The organism is Haloferula sargassicola (assembly GCF_040362925.1).
GTDB lineage: Bacteria > Verrucomicrobiota > Verrucomicrobiia > Verrucomicrobiales > Akkermansiaceae > Haloferula > Haloferula sargassicola.
In genome coordinates, this window is record NZ_BAABRI010000028.1 from 1 (window position 1) to 22551 (window position 22551).

At 58.2% G+C, this 22551-nt stretch carries 17 protein-coding genes; all 17 read left to right on the plus strand.

Annotation, left to right across the window (positions count from 1 at the left end):
- Positions 1 to 192: 192 nt before the first annotated feature.
- The 17 genes from ABXH26_RS18745 (at position 193) to ABXH26_RS18830 (ending at position 22532) form a co-directional block, all read left to right on the plus strand.
- Positions 193 to 5460, plus strand: a complete 5268-nt coding sequence (locus ABXH26_RS18745; RefSeq protein ID WP_353568638.1) for an RHS repeat domain-containing protein — start codon at positions 193 to 195, stop codon at positions 5458 to 5460.
- A gap of 67 nt (positions 5461 to 5527) precedes the next feature.
- Positions 5528 to 8047: an RHS repeat domain-containing protein gene (locus ABXH26_RS18750; RefSeq protein WP_353568639.1), complete on the plus strand. Its 2520-nt coding sequence runs from the start codon at positions 5528 to 5530 to the stop codon at positions 8045 to 8047.
- Positions 8048 to 8075: 28 nt separating this feature from the next.
- On the plus strand, positions 8076 to 8540 hold the full coding sequence (locus ABXH26_RS18755) for a hypothetical protein (protein WP_353568640.1): 465 nt from the start codon (positions 8076 to 8078) through the stop codon (positions 8538 to 8540).
- Between the two features lie 234 nt (positions 8541 to 8774).
- A complete protein-coding gene (locus tag ABXH26_RS18760) occupies positions 8775 to 11111 on the plus strand; it encodes an RHS repeat-associated core domain-containing protein (RefSeq protein ID WP_353568641.1) in 2337 nt (778 codons plus the stop codon).
- Positions 11108 to 11608, plus strand: a complete 501-nt coding sequence (locus ABXH26_RS18765) for a hypothetical protein (protein ID WP_353568642.1) — start codon at positions 11108 to 11110, stop codon at positions 11606 to 11608. The genes ABXH26_RS18760 and ABXH26_RS18765 overlap by 4 nt, the downstream gene beginning before the upstream one ends.
- Positions 11609 to 11827: 219 nt before the next feature.
- Positions 11828 to 12166: a hypothetical protein gene (locus tag ABXH26_RS18770; RefSeq protein ID WP_353568643.1), complete on the plus strand. Its 339-nt coding sequence runs from the start codon at positions 11828 to 11830 to the stop codon at positions 12164 to 12166.
- A gap of 8 nt (positions 12167 to 12174) precedes the next feature.
- Positions 12175 to 12861, plus strand: coding sequence for a transposase (locus ABXH26_RS18775; protein WP_353568644.1), 687 nt, complete (start codon positions 12175 to 12177; stop codon positions 12859 to 12861).
- A gap of 869 nt (positions 12862 to 13730) precedes the next feature.
- Positions 13731 to 14735, plus strand: a complete 1005-nt coding sequence (locus ABXH26_RS18780) for a transposase (RefSeq protein WP_353568645.1) — start codon at positions 13731 to 13733, stop codon at positions 14733 to 14735.
- Positions 14736 to 14966: 231 nt separating this feature from the next.
- The gene (locus ABXH26_RS18785) at positions 14967 to 15338 is read left to right on the plus strand and encodes a hypothetical protein (protein ID WP_353568646.1); all 372 of its coding nucleotides are present in this window, start codon (positions 14967 to 14969) and stop codon (positions 15336 to 15338) included.
- A gap of 367 nt (positions 15339 to 15705) precedes the next feature.
- Positions 15706 to 16029, plus strand: a complete 324-nt coding sequence (locus ABXH26_RS18790) for a hypothetical protein (RefSeq protein WP_353568647.1) — start codon at positions 15706 to 15708, stop codon at positions 16027 to 16029.
- A 62-nt stretch (positions 16030 to 16091) separates the two neighbouring features.
- A complete protein-coding gene (locus tag ABXH26_RS18795; protein ID WP_353568648.1) occupies positions 16092 to 17096 on the plus strand; it encodes a transposase in 1005 nt (334 codons plus the stop codon).
- A gap of 1160 nt (positions 17097 to 18256) precedes the next feature.
- Entirely contained in the window at positions 18257 to 20503 is a 2247-nt protein-coding gene (locus tag ABXH26_RS18805) for an RHS repeat-associated core domain-containing protein (protein ID WP_353568649.1), read from the plus strand.
- A 5-nt stretch (positions 20504 to 20508) separates the two neighbouring features.
- Entirely contained in the window at positions 20509 to 20913 is a 405-nt protein-coding gene (locus ABXH26_RS18810; protein ID WP_353568650.1) for a hypothetical protein, read from the plus strand.
- Positions 20914 to 21080: 167 nt separating this feature from the next.
- Positions 21081 to 21638 carry a hypothetical protein gene (locus ABXH26_RS18815; RefSeq protein ID WP_353568651.1) on the plus strand — a complete coding sequence of 186 codons (558 nt, stop codon included), beginning with the start codon at positions 21081 to 21083 and terminating at the stop codon, positions 21636 to 21638.
- The gene (locus ABXH26_RS18820; RefSeq protein WP_353568652.1) at positions 21635 to 22051 is read left to right on the plus strand and encodes a tyrosine-type recombinase/integrase; all 417 of its coding nucleotides are present in this window, start codon (positions 21635 to 21637) and stop codon (positions 22049 to 22051) included. Before ABXH26_RS18815 ends, ABXH26_RS18820 begins: the two co-directional genes overlap by 4 nt.
- 9 nt (positions 22052 to 22060) lie before the next feature.
- Entirely contained in the window at positions 22061 to 22231 is a 171-nt protein-coding gene (locus ABXH26_RS18825; protein WP_353568653.1) for a hypothetical protein, read from the plus strand.
- A 127-nt stretch (positions 22232 to 22358) separates the two neighbouring features.
- Positions 22359 to 22532 (plus strand): hypothetical protein, encoded by a 174-nt coding sequence (locus ABXH26_RS18830; protein WP_353568654.1) that lies wholly within the window; start codon positions 22359 to 22361, stop codon positions 22530 to 22532.
- Positions 22533 to 22551 lie beyond the last annotated feature (19 nt).

Sequence of the window (22551 nt, forward strand, 5' to 3'; positions counted from 1 at the left end):
GTCAAGAGCACCTGGAACAGCGGCCAGACGCTCACCGCGCTCTACATCAACAATGGCTCCGGCTGGAATGCGGCGTCACCCGCCACGGACCCGCTCCAGCTTCCGGTCGCGCTTTCCAACACCAACGGCGACGACCTCGGCACCCGCCTGCTCGATCTCAACGGCGACGGCCTCGTCGACATCATCAAGGACATGTCCTACGGAGGGCTCAACAGCGATACCGCGGTGCATCTCGGCACCGGCACCGGCTGGGACCTCGTCTGCAACGCGCCCGGAGATCCGTGGTATCTCGATGCGAATTTCGTCACCTTCACCAAGTACGACGAGGAGAACATCAACCCCGGCGCGCTGGTCGACCTGAACGCCGACGGGCTCGTCGATTTCGCCCGTCCGCGCGTCGGCGAGAACGACGTCTATCTCAACACCGGCGGCGGGTGGAACTACCTCGACATCGCCGACAGCGTGGACCCCGAGATGCGCGAGGGCGCGCCGCTGCCGATGTACCGCAATTCGACCGGCCAGGCCTATGGCAAGGTCATCGGCCGCTTCGCCGACCTCAACGGTGACGGAGTCGTCGATTTCGTCACCGATGCCGACACGACCCGCCCCCGCGTCTTCCTCAACCTCCGCGGCCCGGAGGTCATCGAGTCGATCACCGACGGCTTCGGCAAGACCTTGGGCATCGAATACGCCCGCTTGAACGATCCCGCCCCGCTGTTCAACTCGGACAAGCCGGCTTATACGCCGTACGATCCGGCCACCGATCCTCTCCTTCCTGAGAGTCAGGTGCCCGTCAACGGCGCGGGCTACGTCGTATCCCGGCTCCTCGAATCCAACGGTTTGGGGGGCATTAAATGCTCCCGCCGCCACTACGGAGACCTGCGGTTTGATAGGGAGAGCCAGACTTCGCTGGGCTTCGGCTGGATCGAGGTTTACGATGAGCTGCTTCCGAGCGGTGAAGCGGAACCAATCTGTCGCGGGTACACCCGCACCGACTTCATGCGGGAATTCCCCTTCACGGGCAGTCCCCTGACGACCCGTACCTACGCCGTCATCCCGCAAGATTTCGGTGAGCATTTCGCGGATTGGAATTGGCCCAATCCGTTCACAGCGACATCGTCGGGCGTCAAGCTCGTCGGACTTGAGGTAAATACCTATGCCGAGCTCGGCAGCGGTCCGCCCTCCATTGAATCCGGCCCCATTTCAATTCGACGTCCCGTGCAAGTGTGCGCTGTCACGGAAAAATTCGACATTGACGACGCCCACACCCTTCTGTCCCAGACGACGACCGCCCAGCCCGCCATTGATGCCTATGGGTTCGTGACCCAGTCAATCGTCACCGCCCTTGATGGTTCTTCCTCCCTCACTTCCAGTGCCTTCACCCACGATGTTTCCAACGGGAAATGGCACCTTGGCCGGCTTTCCTCCACCACGGTCACGAAATCGGCCCCCGGAAAGTCCACTCTCTCAAAAACAAGCACTTTCACCTATGATCCCGACAGCGGCCTGCTCGCCTCGGAAACGGTAGAACCGGGTCACCCCCTTTCCTCCACCACCACCTACACTCACGACGATTTTGGGAACGTTCTGACCACTGCCGTCACTGCCAGCGGTCAGACCCGTTCCAGCTCGGTTGGCTACGATCCCCAAGGACGGTTTGTCACCAGCGAGACCAATCCCTTGGGGACCGTTTATCAGCACTATTCTCCGGCACAGGCGTTGCTCCTGGCTACCACCGACCTCGACGGCCGCGTCACCACCTTTACCTACGATGCATTCGGTACCCAGATCGCCACGAATCATCCGAGCGGAACCCGCTCCGCGGAGATCACCCGTTTCGCTTCCAACGCCGATCTGCCTCCAGAGATCGCCAGTAAACTGGCCGACAACCACATCCAAATTCAGTGGGCCCGAATCGCCGAAGAATCAGGGAAACCTCCAAGCATCGTCTGGTTTGATGCGGTAGGTCGCGAGGTTCTCACCCGCAGCACTGTCATGGTGTCCCTCCCTGCCGGATCCACGGTTCCGTCCTTTGGCCAACAGTATGCTTACAAACTCTACGATTCCCGCGGCCGTGTAAGCAAAGAGTCACAACCCTTCCTGGTCGGGGATCCGACCTATGAAACGGAGTATCTCTATGACTTCCTCGATCGCAAGATCGCCACCCAAGACCCCGATGGCACCCGCAGCGGGATCACTAGTATGGATCGGATCGGAGGGAATGATCCGATGGTAATAACCGTGGCCCAGAACCCCAAAGGGATCACTTCGGTCCGCCTAGAGGACCAGCATGGAAGGCTCCGCTGGTCAGGGGATGCCTCCGGACAATACACCGAGTTCATCTATGATGTGGAGGGCCGGGTCGTTAATGTTGAAATCGATGGCGTCTCTCAGCTCTCCAACACCTACGACCTCCTCGACAACAAAACCGCGGTGTGGGATATCAGCGCCGGTCAAACCACCAGCACCTTCAACGGCTTCGGCGAGGTTCTCTCGATCACCAATGCTCTGGGTCAGACGACAAGCACTCTTTACGATTCCCTTGGCAGGGTCACCTCGGTGGCTAAACCCGAAGGCGCCTTCAACTATCAATATAAAACCAACAGTCCAGGGAAAGGCAGCCTGAGTCAAATCAGTGGCCCCGGTGGATACGCCGAGTATTACACCTACAGCTCCCAGAATCACGACTACGGTCTCTTGATCCAGAAGCAGAGCAGGCTCAACAGTTCCGATAGCCTCACCACTACGAATACTTCATACAACGCACTGGGCCTGCCCGTGCTGGCCGTGGACGCAGGTGGTACCATCGTCCGCCAGACCTACGACAGCGTTTACGGCACCTTCTCTCTTCGGTCCGATCTGGTTTCCACCCCCTACACCGGGGCGCATGAAACCCTGCTTTCGGAATTCGGAGGTGTCGTCACCGAAGGCACCCTGATTAAAACCACCGAAAAGCTCGGACACGATGTGGTCCGCCAAACGTGGGTTAATGCCGACAATGGCTATCTCCGGAAGATCCTGACAACCCGTCTTGGGAAAACTCTCCAGTATCATACCTATGAATGGGATGTCCATGGAAATCTCATCACCCGGAAGGATCATAATCCGTCCTTTCCTCTTAAGACCGAGTCGTTCACTTACGACGACTTGGATCGACTGACCGGTTCGAGCCTCACGGTTGGAGCGAACGCTCCGGTCAATCGCTCATATGAATACGATGCCAAAGGCAACCTGACCCGCAAGGGCGACGAAACCTCGGCCACGGCCGGGGCTACCCACACCTACTCCAACTATCGGGTCACATCCGCCACGCTCAAGGGAAAGCAACGCAATCAGATCTACGATGCTGCCGGGCGGGTAACATCCATGGCGTATTTGGGTACCACCGTGAAGGGGACGAGTCTTCAATGGACTTCTTTCAATCAACTCAAGCGGGCTGAAAAGACCTCCGCAGCTGCCCTCGTAACCTTCGGCCAGACGACCGATCTGGCCCCCGAGATCCAGGGTGTGTCCCCCTGGACGAAATTCACCGTCTCGACCACCATTGCCGAGTTCGACTTTGATGCCGGTGGCAACCGTGCTGAACAAACTCTCACCCGGATCTTCGCCAACAACCACTCGGCCAAGGTCACCACCCGCTACCTTGGATCCTACGAGCACGAGGTGCACGAATCCACCAACCCCACGGGCATCGGCTATGGCATCGATGCTGAGATTCACCGGCACCGCCTTGGATCGGCCATGCTCACCCGCGAAGTGCGCAACGCATCCTCCTCGGGACCTCTTACCGTGACCCGGCTGGCCGTCATTCTCACCGATCACATCGGCAGCACCGACTGCATCATTCAGGCGGATTGGAATGGCACCACCGGGGCATGGAAAGTGTCGAATGGGGAACCTCAGGCCGAGCGTCAGTCCTTCGATGCCTGGGGCGAGCGTCGCAATGGATCTTCTTGGTCGGATCTCAAGACCTCTTGGCTGGGATCCCAATACACCAGCGCCGCCAGTGAAAACCGCGGCTTCACCGGACACGAGATGCTCGACGACTTCGGCCTGGTCCACATGAACGGCCGGATCTACGACCCCGAACTTGGCCGTTTCCTCAGCCCGGACCCCTACGTCCAGGTCCCCGAATTCAGCCAGAACTTCAACCGCTACAGCTACGTCCTCAATAATCCGTTGAGCGCTACGGACCCAAGCGGCCATTCATGGCTGAAGGATAATTGGATTACCATCGTCGTCTTGGTCGTGGTAGCGATTGTCACGTACGGAGTGGGAACTGCCTTCGTCGGTGCAGCTGCGGGAACAACAGGTACCGTATTTGCGACGGCAGGGACTGCCGCGACTGCTACGGCTGCGGCAACGGCCGGGAGTCTCACCCTTACAGGGATGGCGACAGTAGGCGCCATTGCCGGGTTTGTGGGAGGGGCTCTCAGCACTGCCCTAGCGGGTGGGAGTGTTTCTGATATTTTACGGGCTGGGCTTGTCGGAGCCATTCAAGGGGCGATTACGGCAGGAGTGTTGCACGGTTTGGTAGATGGAATTGGCTTCGACAGCAAATTGCTCAACGTAGTTGGTCACGGAGTCGTCGGGGGGGGCGCGAACGAGGCAATGGGGGGAAAGTTCAGTGATGGATTTCTGGCTGCCGCCGCCGCCGCGGCCGTCTCCGTATCGGGGATCTGTGAGAGAATGAAACTTGGCGAGCCGGGAGGACCTAAAGATTCACCTCTGAAAGTGGCAGGCCGTACCGCGGTTGCAGGAGTGGTCGGAGGTACGGCTTCCGCGATTGGCGGCGGAAAATTCGCAAACGGAGCCTACACCGCCGCGTTCCAGCATTTGTTGACTGAGGGCCCAAGACGACTCGCAAGCTCAATCGCAATAGGCCTCCGCAAAGGCATCGGTGCTGTCGGCAACTTCCTTGGAGGAGATGCTTTTGATGGTCCCCAAAGTTTGAGCTCCAAATTCAAAAGGACTTTTATTAATGGGATTTGGAATTCCCTTTCAGGAGCCAGTCTCAGCGCAAGACTTGCGCAGGCCGAATTATATCACAATGGAACTCATTATCTTGGTATGGGTGATATTTTTCAAATATTATCAGAAGAGCTATTTGGGATAACAAGACATTCATTTGGTCTTGCTGAGGCTCTGAACGCAAAAGGAGGAGGCGATCTAATTGCTCACAGTCAAGGTTCTAGTGTGGCTAGGGGGGCCTTTGCTCTGCTTCCTGAAGGGATTAGGAATAACATAAACTATCAAGGATTTGGTCCGCAATCTGTAATTCTGTCCAGTGATTATGGTTTAAATAGCGCAATTAATCATATTAATATTCTGGATCCCGTTCCGTTTTTGAGTCCTAGAAATTGGATTAACATACCAAGAGGATTGGCTTCTGGCGAGGTGATCCTGCATTTTGGTGGAGGAACACACCCATTCAGTAATTACAACGGATACGTTCAGTAGTTGTTTATGAAATCAAAATTAGCATCAACATGCCTTCCGGTAGCAGTTTTTTTCTGTGGATGCGCCAATGATTTTGAAATGGGGTCGTGATTTTGAAATGGGGTCGGTCCTCGCATTTCGCAATTGGCGCCCGATTTTCGACAGGATAACCCAGTGGCATGGCTCGGAAGCCGCGGGATCAGGAAGCTGGCGCCATTCACGAAGCATGACCGCCCTTCGGACCTTTCAGGACCTCGTCCACGGGACGGATCCAGGCACGCAAACGTCGGGCTTTGAGGTCACGATCTGGCACTACGATTCGTATCGGGGCTGGTTGATCGACAAGGAATACCCGGATGGGCCGGATTTCGGCAGCGATCGTGACCCGGGACCCAGCTACACCTACACGGCAGGCGGACGCTTGAAAACCCGCACCTGGGCTCGCGGGGACCATACGCGCTACGACTATGACGATGGACTCCTGGTGGGCGTGCGTCACTTCAACGGCTCAGGAAGCGACCACGGCGACAACACGGGCAATGACGCCAATACGCCGGACAGCGTCTTCGAATACAATAGTTTCGGGCAGCTTTCGGAGGCCCGCACCGTGCGCGTCTTGTATGGCACCGAGAGACTCTATACAAAATCAGTTTATGTTTATCATCCCACCAGCCGGGGAGTCGATTCGGAAACCATCACCATCGATCCCGACGGCTCGGGGGGCATCAATGAGGTCACCCGCGTGCTGGACCGCAGCCAGGACAGTTATCGGCGAAATACCGGCTACAATTTTGGTACCAGCCAAAGTCAGGAGGCTCTGGTCAGCTACACCTACGGAAACGACGGCCGCCTCGACACCGCCACCGCCGCCCACGCGGGAGCGACGCGGACCTTTGGCTACCACTACGAAAACCTCTCCGACCATCTCATCGACAAGATCTCCGTCATGTCCAGCGGATCGACCGTGCTCTTCGACGCCGACCGGACCTGGGAAGCCGACCGGGACCTGCTTTCGAAAATTGACAATACCACGGGAAGTTCGGTATCCGCGTTTGATTACGGCTTGAATGCGATCGGACAACGGAGCGGGGTGGAGCGATCCGGCAGCGCCTTCGGCACGGCCACCGACTACGACTGGTTCTACGACCGGAAGGGCCAGGTCGCGGCGCAGGACCAGGACGGCGGCACCGCGCAGGACTTCGGCTACCTCTACGACGACATCGGCAACCGCAAGCGCTCGTCCAGGAACGGTACCGATCCCGCCACTGCCACCGGCTCGGACCTGGCGGTCTTGAGGTCCGCCGGGGCCGGGAGTGCCGAGGGGGCGAACGCCCTCAACCAGCCGGTGCGCCTCGAGCTCTACGGCGCCAGCCCTGTCAACAACACCTACGACAAGGACGGCAACCAGCAGGCCGGGCGTTTCCCCAACGGCAACACCGGCAGCCGGTCTTGGGATGGCGAAAACCAGATTTTTCAGGAAACCAACGGCGGACAGACCTGGAAATACCTCTACGACCACGCCGGCCGGCGGGTGGGGAAATGGAAAGGCTCCGGAGGTCTCGCCACCGGCACGGCCTATTTTTACGATGCCTGGAACGTCGTCGCCGAACTGGATCTGGCCGGCAATGCCTACACCCTTTCCCGGACCTACACTTGGGGAACCGACCTGAGCGGTCGCTTCCAGGGAGCTGGCGGAGTGGGAGGACTGCTTGCGGTTGAGATCGAAACCGGTGCCGACGCCGGGGTCTATTACCCGGCTTACGATGGAAACGGGAACATCAGCGAGTATCTGAACGGAAGCGGAACGGTTGTGGCGCACTACGAGTATGATCCCTTCGGTGGCGAGGCAGTGTCACCGACAGGAAGTAAGGCGGCCCTGTTCAGCCACCGCTTTTCGACCAAGCCGCTGGATCCCGAGACCGGGTTGTACTATTACGGCTACCGGTATTACCACCCCTACCTCGGAAGGTGGATCTCCAGGGACCCCATCGGGGAGCGGGGAGGGCTGAATCTGTACGGGTTCGTCGGGAACGACGGGGTGAACAGGTGGGATTATCTGGGATTAGACTGGGCGGAGTATACCGGTGAATATGTAACAATTTATGAAGGCAATCCTCCGAATCGGGGAAAGGTCATCAAAAAATGTCCTGCGGCTTCGGGGCTTCCGGGGCACCAGCGACCCTCGGAACAGAAGAATAAGGATGAAGGTCCGGCGCCAGAGGGGGATTACAACGTTGATTTAAGGCCGGACGGCAACAGAACCGCTAAGGCGAGCAAGGAGACAGGACAGCTAAAAATGGCAGAAGGCGGCGGCGTTGAAAAAATCCCTGATTCTACGACGACGACAGATGGCATAACTTACAACTACCCGGGGTGGGGAAAGAATCGAGCGTTGTTAGAACCGGAGAAAGGGACAAACACACATGGGCGCTCAAGTATTTATGTGCATGATTCACAGAAAGGTTTTTCTCATGGATGCATAGAATGCAAGGATCTCATGGATCACATCCGCAAGATTCAGGAGCAGAAAAAACAAAAGGATTTTCCGGTCAAAGTAAATTACACAGACGCGACGACGGCCGGCGCAACCAAACCCGCATCTCCATAACTAAATTCTCGGCTTGACGGGCTAACTCATGATTACGAAGGCGATTCATTCACTTGAGGTATGTTGGCTGTGCCTCTTTTTACTCTTGCCGCACTCTTTCGGAGAAGATCCTCCGGATGAAAAGCAATTGTCGGCCATTCAGTTCACGCAATCGATTGACAAGGAAGGAGGATATACCTTCGAGATCGAGAATGCTAGCGACTCGGCAATCGCTGGGAATATTTCTCTCGAAGCTAGGGATCCAAATGGCGGGAAATGGATGGAAGTGTATTCGGACGTGTTCGAAGAAACGCTGCGAAAAGCAGCGGTTGTTTACACTGTGCCAAGACGAGCAAAAATCGTGTCGTCCTGTAATTTGAGAAGAGCGAGCCTGTTAATTGATAATCTCAGTGTTGAGGTTAGATTGGGATTTTCAATCGTTGGCGGGAATACCGTTTACAGTTCTCCTAAGTTAGTCAATATGCGTGATGTGCGTGCAGAGGATAAGCGGTGACTGGATGAGTCTGGGGTCTGACTGGATGAGTCTGGGGTCTGACTGGATGAGTCTGGGGTCTGACTGGATGAGTCTGGGGTCGGTCCTAGTCTGGGGTCGGTCCTCGCATTTCGCAATTCCTTGAGTCTGGGGTCGGTCCTCGCATTTCGCAATTGGCGCCCGATTTTCGACAGGATAACCCAGTGGCATGGCTCGGAAGCCGCGGGATCAGGAAGCTGGCGCCATTCACGAAGCATGACCGCCCTTCGGACCTTTCAGGACCTCGCCCACGGGACGGATCCAGGCACGCAAACGACGGGCTTTGAGGTCACGATCTGGCACTACGATTCGTATCGGGGCTGGTTGATCGACAAGGAATACCCGGATGGGCCGGATTTCGGCAGCGATCGTGACCCGGGGCCCAGCTACACCTACACGGCAGGCGGACGCTTGAAAACCCGCACCTGGGCTCGCGGGGACCATACGCGCTACGACTATGACGATGGACTCCTGGTGGGCGTGCGTCACTTCAACGGCTCAGGAAGCGACCACGGCGACAACACGGGCAATGACGCCAATACGCCTGATAAGGTTTTCGCCTACGACAGCTACGGTCGGCTTGCCGAGGCCCGCACCGTGCGGGTCCAGTACGGCACCGAGCGGCTCTACACCCGGTCGGTCTACGCCTACGATCCGTCCACGCTGGCGCTTGATACGGAAACCATCACGATCGATCCCGATGGCTCGAGCGGCATCCATGCCATCACCCGCGTGCTCGATCGCAGCCAGGACGCGTACCTTCGAAACACCGGCTACGACTTCGGCAACGGTGAAGCGCAGATCGGCTACACCTACGGAAACGACGGCCGCCTCGCCACCGCCACCGCCGCCCACGCGGGAGCGACGCGGACCTTTGGCTACCACTACGAAAACCTCTCCAACCATCTCATCGACAAGATTTCCGTCATGTCCGGCGGATCGACCGTGCTCTTCGACGCCGACCGGACCTGGGAAGCCGACCGGGACCTGCTTTCGAAAATTGACAATACCACGGGAAGTTCGGTATCCGCGTTTGATTACGGCTTGAATGCGATCGGACAACGGAGCGGGGTGGAGCGATCCGGCAGCGCCTTCGGCACGGCCACCGACTACGACTGGTTCTACGACCGGAAGGGCCAGGTCGTCGCGCAGGACCAGGACGGCGGCACCGCGCAGGACTTCGGCTACCTCTACGACGACATCGGCAACCGCAAGCGCTCGTCCAGGAACGGGGTAAATCCCGCGACAGCTACGGGTCCGGATCTGGCGGTCTTGCGTTCTGCTGGAACTGCGAGCGCGCCCGAGGGTGCGAACGCCCTCAACCAGCCGGTCCGCCTGGAGCTTTACGGCGCCAGCGCGGTCAACAACACCTACGACAAGGACGGCAACCAGCAGGCCGGGCGTTTCCCCAACGGCAACACCGGCAGCCGGTCTTGGGATGGCGAAAACCAGATTCTTCAGGAAAGTAACGGCGGACAGACCTGGAAGTATCTCTACGACTACGCCGGCCGGCGAGTGGCGAAATGGAAAGGCTCCGGAGGTCTCGCCACCGGCACAGCCTATTTCTATGATGAATGGAACGTCGTTGCCGAACTGGATCTGGCCGGCAATGCCTACACTCTATCACGCACCTACACCTGGGGAGCGGACCTGAGCGGCAGCTTCCAGGGAGCCGGCGGAGTGGGAGGCCTGCTCGCGGTTGAGATCGAAACCGGTGCCGACGCCGGGGTCTATTACCCGGCTTACGATGGAAACGGGAACATCAGCGAGTATCTGAACGGAAGTGGGACGGTCGTGGCGCACTATGAGTATGACCCCTTCGGCGGCGAGGCAGTGTCACCGACAGGAAGCAAGGCGGCCCTGTTCAGCCACCGCTTTTCGACCAAGCCGCTGGATCCCGAGACCGGTTTGTATTATTACGGCTACCGCTACTATGATCCAGTGACGGGAAGGTGGCAATCTAGGGATCCAATCGGGGAGCGGGGCGGGGTGAACCTGTATGGTTTCGTTGGAAACGGCGGAATTAACCGGGTTGATATTTTAGGCTTGTATGACTTCCAGCCAATATATCAACAGATCGAAGAGGGAGGCAAGGAAGCAGCTGAGGAAACGAGGAGAGAATTAGAAAAAAGGCAAAAAGCATTCGATGAGTTGTCAGATAAAGTCGGCAAAGACCGACCGGTTGAAGGAGTAGAGTTTGCCGGAAGAGTATGTCGGCATTGTGAAAATCGTAAATACACTTATTACCGGACTCAAAAAATTTCTTTTGCAAAGGGCATTAGTGGCTCGGTGAGTCCTGCAGAAGCTCCCCCATGCAAAGAAGGGGATATAACCGTTGGTATTTTCCATAGCCACCCAAATACTCCTGGAGGCACTGCTGTTCCCTACTTATCGGGATTCAAGCCTGGTGAAGATAAATATTTCGCGCTAAACGGAACTGAATTGGGTAACGGTGTTCCGCCTATGACGCCAATTGGGGCCACTACTCAAGATGGCAGTAATACCCAAATATACAATCCTCACACGGGAGAGACTTTCGATATGCCAAAATGAAAAAATACATCCCCATAAAATTATGTTTCGTTCCTTTTTTTTTGTCAATGGCGTCTCTATTAATTGCTGGAGATGATCCATTTACGACAGACACAAGAAGCCCGGGTCAGCCAGTGGCATGGGAGGATCTAATTGTTCATGGAATCAAGTATGATAAAAAAAACATATACATAGATGGTTTTTTTTGCGTCAAGGATACAGGAGATGGCGAATTCTCATATTTTATATATTCTGATTTAGAATCTCTGAAAAATGACCGCCCATTTAAATATATTAAACTCGATAAAGCGGGTTTCGATTCTGAGTTTTTTCGAAAAAAAACAAATGGCAGAACGCGTCTTAAGTTAAATGGTGCGTATGTGTGGGCAATGGGGGAATTCGTCCGATGCGCACGCTCAGAAGAGTCTTGCGTGGGGAAGATCGTGCCACCGTGTTCGCTACAGTTTCAAAATGAGAATGGCGTAGTCCGTGTAATTCATGTGCCGTTACCCAAATAATAGAATAATCATAACGACAGGACACACCTTCAGTTGGGAGAGGTCGAGGTTGGGGGCGGTCCTCGCATTTGCCTATCAGTATGGGGAGTATCGAGTCTGGGGTCTATCAGTCTGGGGTCGGTCCTCGCATTTCGCAATTGGCGCCCGATTTTCGACGGGATAACCCAGTGGCATGGCTCGGAAGCCGCGGGATCAGGAAGCTGGCGCAATTCACGAAGCATGACCGCCCTTCGGACCTTTCAGGACCTCGTCCACGGGACGGATCCAGGCACGCAAACGACGGGCTTTGAGGCCACGATCTGGCACTACGATTCGTATCGGGGCTGGTTGATCGACAAGGAATACCCGGATGGGCCGGATTTCGGCAGCGATCGTGACCCGGGACCCAGCTACACCTACACGGCAGGCGGGCGCTTGAAAACCCGTACCTGGGCTCGCGGGGACCATACGCGCTACGACTATGACGATGGACTCCTGGTGGGCGTGCGTCACTTCAACGGCTCAGTTTGGGGTCGGTCCTCGCATTTCGCAATTGACGGGACATCGTGGTCCCGGTAGGACCAGGCATGGCTCGCAAACCCCGCTACCAGGCAGCCGGAGCCATCTATCACGTGATGGCTCGTGGAGAGGGCGGCAAGGACGTTTTTGAGGAGGACGTCGATCGCAAGGTATGGCTGGAGCGTCTGGGGGAAGCTTGTGGGCGCTTTGGCTGGCGGGTCCATGCCTGGGTCCAGATGGGCAACCATTTCCATCTGCTGCTGGAAACTCCGCAGCCGAATCTGGTGGCCGGGATGAAGTGGTTCATGGGGGTGTACTCGCAGTGGTGGAACATCCGCCGCAAGCGCCGGGGCCATGTCTTTCAAGGCCGCTACAAGGCCGTGGTGGTCAGTGGCGAGGGCAAGGGGCGTTATTTCCGCATCGTGGCCGACTACATCCACCTCAATCCGGTGCGCAGCGGCTGGGTGGGAGGCACGACGGAGCGCAAGGTGGTGGGTTGGCGTTGGAGCAGCCTGCCTCAGTATGCGGGGCGCAAGGGTTGCGAGTGGGTGGAGACACGGAGGGTTCTGCGGGCCTTCGAGCTTGAGGAGGGCGGACTGGCGTATCTGATGCGGACCCGGACTGGGGTATCGAATGCGTGGGTGGCGGAGCGGCTTTCGATGGGCCATCCGGGCGGGGTGAGCCGCGCGGTGCGCAAGATGAAGGAATCCCGGTCGCTCATCCGGCGAGCGGAGGGCCTCTTGATGGAGAAGTGAAGATCAAATGCGAAATGCGAGGACCGACCCCAGGAATAAATCAAAGCTGTTTGGAAATAAAGTTACTCGAACAGAGGGGCTGCTCAATAAAGCCGGACGAAGCGTGAAAATTGGATGGTCGAATACCCCGAACAATGGCGGCGGAATGGTATTTCGATTTGGCCTTGGGCGCAATGCTGTGAGGCCGAACACATCTCGCTTTCATTTCGATGTTCCCGGAACTTTTGTCCCAAACCAGACGGCTAATCCTATCATGAGGGGTTATCAATGACCTTTAGATATGAATAACGTGGTTGAAGTTAGTCCTAAAATCGAGAGAGTCATTCAAGGTCTTAAAGATGGATTGAGGGCGGTAGATGCGAAGAGTGACGAAAAAATTGAGCTGAGTGTGGTTTCAGCGGGGGTGGGGTATTGTATTCTGGGTCTTAGATGTCACGGCCGGGTACGCCCCTCTTTCCAAATTGATCTTACTGAAAATGGGGGGGATGTTTCCTTGGTGGACGGGTTTGAACTTTATTCGGAAAGTTGGAGTGACACCGGTTCGAGCCATTTTGTGGAAAGGTTAATTGAACTTCTTACGAGTGAATTGATCTATCGAGTTCGGTGGTGCGGTGCGTTTAGGAAGATTGATCTTGTGCGGAAGGGAGTAAGATTTAGGCGATACTCAGCTTGGGGCTATTGGGTTGGTAGAAGTCAATCATGGGAAGAGCCTCCAGTGTTGTCGTTGGGTCCAAACGCGAATTTGCCGGTGCCCAATGATGAAAGCTCCGCTCCATGAAGTCAGGCTCCGCGCCGGTAAACATATCAGTTTGGGGTCGGTCCTCGCATTTCGCAATTGACGGGGCATCGTTGTCCCGGTAGGACCAGGCATGGCTCGCAAACCCCGCTACCAGGCAGCCGGAGCCATCTATCACGTGATGGCTCGTGGGGAGGGCGGCAAGGACGTTTTTGAGGAGGACGTCGATCGCAAGGTATGGCTGGAGCGTCTGGGGGAAGCTTGTGGGCGCTTTGGCTGGCGGATCCATGCCTGGGTGCAGATGGGCAACCATTTCCATCTCCTGCTGGAAACTCCGGAGGCGAATCTGGTGGCCGGGATGAAGTGGTTCATGGGGGTGTACTCGCAGTGGTGGAACATCCGCCGCAAGCGCCGGGGCCATGTCTTTCAGGGCCGCTACAAGGCCGTGGTGGTCAGTGGCGAGGGCAAGGGGCATTATTTCCGCATCGTGGCCGACTACATCCACCTCAATCCGGTGCGCAGCGGCTGGGTGGGAGGCACGACGGAGCGCAAGGTGGTGGGTTGGCGTTGGAGCAGCCTGCCTCAGTATGCGGGGCGCAAGGGTTGCGAGTGGGTGGAGACACGGAGGGTTCTGCGGGCCTTCGAACTCGAGGAGGGCGGACGTGGGCGGCGATCCTACGTCGGCTACATCGAGAAGCGGGGCAAGGATCATGCGGGAACTCTGAGTGATGAATCGCTCAAGGAACTGAGGCGGGGGTGGTGTCTGGGTGAACCGGAATTCCGGGATCGCGTGATCGAGGGGCTCGGCGCGGCGATTCGGCGGGCGCGAGGGAAGGGCAGCGTGGCAGGTTCGGAGGTCCGGGCCCACGATGAGGCGGAGGCGGAGCGCATGGTGAAACAGGCGCTGGGCAGGTTGGGGGTGGAGGATTCGGAGAGTGGGCTGGCGGGATGGGGCCGCCTGACCACCGAGAAGGCGCTGGTGGCGTATCTGGTGCGGACCCGGACCGGGGTATCGAATGCCTGGGTGGCGGAGCGGCTTTCGATGGGCCATCCGGGCGGGGTGAGCCGCGCGGTGCGCAAGATGAAGGAATCGCGGTCGCTCATCCGGCAAGCGGAGTTCCTCTTGATGGAGAGGTGAAGATCAAATGCGAAATGCGAGGACCGACCCCAAGGGCATATCGCTCGGTTGTGTTACCTGTTACAACGGGTCGAGCGACGGTCGAATCGGAACCTACAATAGAATGGCGGCTGCTGTTTCTTCTTCGCGGCTGGTTTCCGTTCCATATTGGCCTGACCGACCGATGGGCCCACAGGTAAGTGTTTACGGAACTATAAGCGTGAAATGAAGGCTCGAATATTTCTTCTGAGCGTGATCTGTGCGCTGGTGGCGGGAATGCTTTTTCATGATTTCATTCTCGTCGAGGCGGCGGTTGTGAACTCGTCGATTCGAGCTGGATTGTTGAGTGGGGATGAGGAAGGTGAGTTCACAGAAAAATTGATACGAAGGGCGCAATCCTCTTCAGCTGATGTCGGGAGTGCAATTTTGAGTGAGTGTTACATTAGTGCGTCCCATAAAATTGAGGCAAGATCAGTGGGATTTATGGAGTTTGACATATCGAAGGATGGATTGAGAACGGCTTTTGCTGGATATTCAAATTACCATCATGCGGATGTAGGATTTGAGGCTGAGAGGGAGAGGGCTATTAAGCTGATGAGAGCACTTTCAAGTAATGAAAATTGAAGGGCGTCTTCCCGGTCCCCGGCGATGAAAGCTCCGCTCCACGAAGTCAGGCTCCGCGCCGCCAAACATCCCGCTGGCGTGCCGTCACGTTGGCAGCTTGTCCTGCGGGGTCGTGTGACGTTCGCGGTGTAATGCGGAGTGTCTCCGTTGCGCTCGTGCCTCGCTCCACTTGCCCCATCCAGGTTCCTCCCCGAAGGGGACCCCTCCTGGATCCCCCGCCACTCCGCATTACCGCGCAATCACAAGCACCCTCTAAAGTCTGGGGTCGGTCCTCGCATTTCGCAATTGGCGCCCGATTTTCGACGGGATAACCCAGTGGCATGGCTCGGAAGCCGCGGGATCAGGAAGCTGGCGCAATTCACGAAGCATGACCGCCCTTCGGACCTTTCAGGACCTCGTCCACGGGACGGATCCAGGCACGCAAACGACGGGCTTTGAGGCCACGATCTGGCACTACGATTCGTATCGGGGCTGGTTGATCGACAAGGAATACCCGGATGGGCCGGATTTCGGCAGCGATCGTGACCCGGGACCCAGCTACACCTACACGGCAGGCGGACGCTTGAAAACCCGCACCTGGGCTCGCGGGGACCATACGCGCTACGACTATGACGATGGACTCCTGGTGGGCGTGCGTCACTTCAACGGCTCTGAGTTTGGGGTCGGTCCTCGCATTTCGCAATGGCTCTGAGTTTGGGGTCGGTCCTCGCATTTCGCAATTGACGGGACATCGTGGTCCCGGTAGGATCAGGCATGGCTCGCAAACCCCGCTACCAGGCAGCTGGAGCCATCTATCACGTGATGGCTCGTGGGGAGGGCGGCAAGGACGTTTTTGAGGAGGACGTCGATCGCAAGGTATGGCTGGAGCGTCTGGGGGAAGCTTGTGGGCGCTTTGGCTGGCGGGTCCATGCCTGGGTGCAGATGGGCAACCATTTCCATCTGCTGCTGGAAACTCCGGAGCCGAATCTGGTGGCCGGGATGAAGTGGTTCATGGGGGTGTACTCGCAGTGGTGGAACATCCGCCGCAAGCGCCGGGGCCACGTCTTTCAGGGCCGCTACAAGGCCGTGGTGGTCAGTGGCGAGGGCAAGGGGCGTTATATCCGCATCGTGGCCGACTACATCCACCTCAATCCGGTGCGCAGCGGCTGGGTGGGGGGCACGACGGGGCGCAAGGTGGTGGGTTGGCGTTGGAGCAGCCTGCCTCAGTATGCGGGGCGCAAGGGTTGCGCGTGGGTGGAGACAGGGAGGGTTCTGCGGGCTTTCGAACTCGAGGAAGGCGGACGTGGGCGGCGATCCTACGTCGGCTACATCGAAAAGCGGGGCAAGGATCGTGCGGGAACTCTGAGTGATGAATCGCTCAAGGAACTGAGGCGGGGGTGGTGTCTGGGTGAACCGGAATTCCGGGACCGCGTGATCGAGGGGCTCGGCGCGGCGATTCGGCGGGCGCGAGGGAAGGGCAGCGTGGCAGGTTCGGAGGTCCGAGCCCACGATGAGGCGGAGGCGGAGCGCATGGTGAAACAGGCGCTGGGCAGGTTGGGGGTGGAGGATTCGGAGAGTGGGCTGGCGGGATGGGGCCGGCTCACCACCGAGAAGGCGCTGGTGGCGTATCTGGTGCGGACCCGGACCGGGGTATCGAATGCGTGGGTGGCGGAGCGGCTTTCGATGGGCCATCCGGGCGGGGTGAGCCGCGCGGTGCGCAAGATGAAGGAATCCCGGTCGCTCATCCGGCGTGCGGAGGGCCTCTTGATGGAGAAGTGAAGACCAAATGCGAAATGCGAGGACCGACCCCAAGGACGGTGAAGACCAAATGCGAAATGCGAGGACCGACCCCAAGGACGCCTACGCCAACGGCGGGCGGGATGTTACGATCACGCGGCCCGACACCAGCACGGTGGTGACGACGCGCTTCGCCGATGGCCAAATGAAGTCGGTGAGTGGCAGCGGAGCGCATCCCGTCAGCTATGATTACGGCACGAATTCGGAGGGAATGGTCCAGCTGGCCCCGGATCTCTACGAAGGAATCACTTCGGTTTTCACCAAGATCACCCGCCCGACGACCGCCTCTCCCTCGGGGGAATGGCAAAAGACCTATCAGGACGCTCTCGGACGCACGATTCGGAAAGAGTTCAACAGCGACTTGGACGGAGATTCCAAGCCCGATGCCGAACGTCTTTCTTACTACCCCGCCCAAGCCGCCGCCGGCAGCCGGGGGAAATTGCAGCAACGCTCGGATGCGGATGGCGTCACGGCGACCTACACCTACAACGCTGAGGGCGACCTCAGCGGCATGACCGAGCAAATGCCCGCTTCCCAGAGCCGGGTGAGTGTCTACGCCCACGATGTCGTCAACGATGGCGACCTCGGGGTGTGTCGCCGCGTGACCACCACGGTCAACGGCGTGGGAACTTCGGTGAGGCTCGAGGCAGGCGATGGCTACGGCAGCCGCGAAAGCTCTCTCGGTCGCACCACGACCCAGGTGCGTTCCATTTCCGATGCCTCGGGCGATGCCGCCATCCTGGTGATCCATCCCGACAACACCCGGACGCTGACGACGATCGAGGGCAACCTGCGGGCCTCGGTGGCAACTCTGGACAGCACCGGATCCGAGATCCACTCTACGAGCTATCTCTACGATGCGCTGCGCCGTCCCATCGCAATGACGGATTCCCGCACCGGAACGGTATCCTTCACCCAGACCTCCGGCGGAGTTCCCGTGGCGCACGACGATCCGAACGCCCTGCCCGCCTACACCGAGTCCGGCAACCTCCTTTGCCAACGCGACTCCGGCGGCAGAGCCAACCCGGTATGCCTACGATGTCATGGGCCGCAGAATCTCCGTGGACGCTCCCGACACCACCCTCGCCGGCGGAGCGACTTCCGCCAACATCACCCGCACCTCCTACCATCCGACCGGAGAGGTGAAAGCCCAGTGGGGCGACCAAACCTACGCCACTTACCGTGTCCACGACGAACAAGGCCGGATGACCGAGCTGCGCACCTATCGCAGCCTGGCCCACGGCACCGAACCCACCTTGTCCACCACGAGCTTCGACACGACCACCTGGAGCTACCATCCCCAGCGGGGTTTCCTGACGGCCAAGCGCGACGCCGCCGCCAAAGGCGCGGACTACACCTACACCGCCGGCGGCCGCCTCAAAACCCGGACCTGGGCGAGGGGAGTGGTCACCACCTACGGCTACGACGCCGGCTTGCTCGTCAGCACCGATTACAGTGACAGCACACCGGACGTCACGATCACCTACGACACCTTCGGCCGACAGCATACCGTCACCCAGACGAACCAATCGACCCTCACCTCCACCTACGATCCCTCCACCTTCGCGGTGGATACCGAAACGATCGCCTACGATCTCGATCACGACGGCAGCGCGGATTTCACCCGCACGCTCGACCGCCAACCGACCGACGCCGGTCGGGACACCGGTTGGGAGCTTAAGAACGGTTCGACAGTCGAAAACGAAAGCACCTACGGCTACCACCCGACCACCGGCCGATTCGACCAAGTGGACGGAGGCTCCATGGGAACCTTCGATTACACCTACGTGACGGGAAGCCTGCACCTCCTTGATGGAATCGCCGGACCGGTGGCCACCACAAAAAACACCTGGGAACCTACGCGGGACGTGCTCCAGAAGAAGGAAAACAAGGTTGGCACCACGACCGTTTCTTTCTATGAGTATGTCGTGAATGCCTTGGGTCAGCGGGAAGGGCAGATTCTTGACGGGACCATCCTGGGTGGCAGCGACGGCGCATTTTCCTACCGCTACAATGCCAATGGCGAAATCGCTGAAATGAAGCGTGGGGCGGATCCGGCCTACCCGGCGATCGGGGGGATCAGCCACGATTGGGACTACGACTACGATGCGATCGGCAACCGCGAATCATATGATTTGACCACACTATCGGCCTCCAGCTCCGTCAGCTACACGCCGAACGCGCTCAACCAATACGAGGCGATCGACAGCCTGAGCCCGGTGTACGATCTGGACGGCAATGCCACCTCCTACCCCGTCCCGGTGGCACCCACCACCAATGCCACGATGGTTTGGGACGCTGAGAACCGGCTGGTTTCCCTGACGGTCTCGGGAACGACGACGACCTACCTCTACGACGCCCAGTCGCGCCGCATCGCGAAGAAGACCGGGTCTACCTCGACCCTGACCGTCTATGATGGCTGGAACCCCGTGGCCGATTATCAGCAGAGTGGAACCGGAGCCCCCGCCCTGAGCCGCCGCTATCAGTGGGGTCTGGATCTGAGCGGGAGCCTGCAAGGAGCGGGCGGAGTGGGCGGCCTGCTGGCCGTGAAGATCGGTAGTGCCTTGCACTACCCGCAGTACGATGGGAACGGCAACGTGACCGAGTATCTGAGCAGCAGCGGAGCCGCGTCGGCGAGCTTCATGTATGACGCTTATGGGAACACGATCCGGGACACGGACACTCCGGGGACGTTCGACATCCGTTTCAGCACGAAGCGTCAGGACGCCGAAAGCGAACTGTATTACTACGGCTACCGCTACTACGATCCGGTGACGGGAAGGTGGCCATCTAGGGATCCAATCGGGGAGCGAGGCGGGATGAACCTCTACGGGTTTGTCGGGAACAATGGTGTGAATTGGGTGGATACTTTAGGTGCGAGTCCGTATTCCGGTGTCCACCCAACATATAATCCAGATATCTGGAACGATGATCCAAGTTCGAATAACTGCTACACATACGCTTGTGATCGGAAGCTTCCTCCTGGAACTCCGGGATCAGATCAGCAACCAGGAACGGAAAGCGGCACTAGGGACAAGGATCTTGATTGCGGATCCATTAAGAGAAAAGCAAAAGCCGATGGATTGACAGAAGCAAAAGGCGATCCTCCTTGTTGCCCTAAAGGATATCATAAAGTTAAGCTTTTTACCGGTGATGACGTGCATGTTCCTGAAGGAGGTTTCGAGCTTCCTGATGGGAGTGTTATTCCAGAAACACCAGGAATGGGTTCCGACTATCATTGGTATAGGGAGGACGATAATGGACAATGGTCAAACAAGCATGGAGGGCTTCCTGTCGGACCGCAGTTGGATGAGGATGAAGTTGTCGCAGATGCGGAAAGTTGGGGCTACGATACACCATGCGGGACAATGTGTGCTCCTGATTTCTGATGCAAATGAAGGCGCTGCTTATTTTAGTCCTGATTTTGGTTGGCCTGAAACCAGGCTTCTGTGATGACAACAAAAACGAAATAGGAGCAATGCCTTATGTTCTTCTGTTTGCGTGGGAAAATGCTGATGGATCTCTGGTGTTTTCTATGGTGCCAAATGTCAGGAGCTCTCAGTGGAGTAAATCGGAAGTTCTAAAGCATGGGCAGCGTTTCAAATCACTTGAAGATATTTCAAAGGGTCTTCGCGACCTGGAAGTTCGGCAGCTTGTGTTGAGAGAACCCTCCGAGTTGCTTGGGGATGAAAACGTTAAATTCGTAGTTCCAAAGAACGAAATAATTGAGAAACTCAAGAAGGCTTGTCTGGAGAACGACGTAAAATACGTGATGTCGAACGATAAAGGTCCAAAATAGAAGGCGGTTTTCGGAAGGGGAATAAGCCGAAGGGGAATAAGCCTGTGCGTGTGCGGAGAAATGGGGTCGGTCCTCGCATTTCGCAATTGGCGTGCGATTTTCGACGGGATACCCAGTCGCATGGCTCGGAAGCCGCGGGATCAGGAAGCTGGCGCCATTCACGAAGCATGACCGCCCTTCGGACCTTTCAGGACCTCGCCCACGGGACGGATCCAGCATGGTTCGGTCCTTGCATTTCGCAATTTGGTTCCGATGCCTCGGGCGATGCCGCCATCCTGGTGATCCATCCCGACAACACCCGGACGCTGACGACGATCGAGGGCAACCTGCGGGCCTCGGTGGCAACTCTGGACAGCACCGGATCCGAGATTCACTCCACGAGCTATCTCTACGATGCGCTGCGCCGTCCCATCGCAATGACGGATTCCCGCACCGGAACGGTATCCTTCACCCAGACCTCCGGCGGAGTTCCCCTGGCGCACGACGATCCGAACGCCCTGCCCGCCTACACCGAGTCCGGCAACCTCCTTTGCCAACGCGACTCCGGCGGCAGAGCCACCCGGTATGCCTACGATGTCATGTGCTGTGGGCGCACGAGCGTGAACTACGGCAACCGTCGGAAGTATCGAAACCGATCCTCGAAAGCTACCAGCGGCACCTCTGGCGCTGGCGCAAGAAGCCAACGGCAAGGCAAGCGGCCGAGGGCTCGCAGGGCAAGCCATTGAGCGTCTCCACCCAGCGCGGCCGGCCGGGCACGCTCAAGGACTACTTTTCGTGGCTCACCAAACAGAACGCCATCCCCGCCAACCCCGCCTCCGAACTCGAAATGCCGCGCCCCGAGAGACGATTGTCCAAGGAACCGCTCGGCCTGCACCAGGTCGAAGCCGTCATCGCGGCGCCCGACATCGACCGCGCCGGAAGCTGCCATCTGCTGCGCCACACCTGCGCCACGCACATGCTCAAGGGCGGGGCCGACATCCGGTTCATCCAGCAGCAGCTCGGTCACGAGAAGCTCGAGACGACCGCCATTTACACCCAAGTGGGCATCGAGCAGCTCAAGGACGTGCACCGCCGCACCCATCCCGTCGAGAAGCGCCGCCGGGAAAACGGAGAGGACAAACCGCTCGTAACCCCGTAGAATCCCGGCATGACCACCGCACTTGAGATTGAAAAGGCCATCGAGCGCCTGCCCGAACCCGAACAGCGCAAGCTCGCCGAGTGGTTCGAGGACCACCGCTTGATTGTAGCCAGCTCGGCTTCGCTTTCCTCGATCTACGATGAGGAGGACGGCGGGGAGAGCCAGCTTACCGGCGAATGAACCGCGGGGAGATCTGGCTCGCCGACCTCGGCTATGTCGGCAAGGTCCGCCCCGTGCTGATCCTGAGCGTCCCGCCCGGCGATGAGGACCGGGCGCTTGTCACGTATGTCATCCGCACCACGAGCGTGTGCGGCACGGCTTACGAGGTTGCGCACAAGGCGAGGGGAATGAAACCGGAGCGTTCGACGCCCAGGGACTCGGCAGCACCGACTGGAGCCACTTCATCCGCAGGCTCGGAACGATCGATGCCGCCACGCTCGCGACCATCGAGGAGCGGGTGAGGGCATGGCTGGCCCTCTGAAAACCTTTAGCCGCCGGAA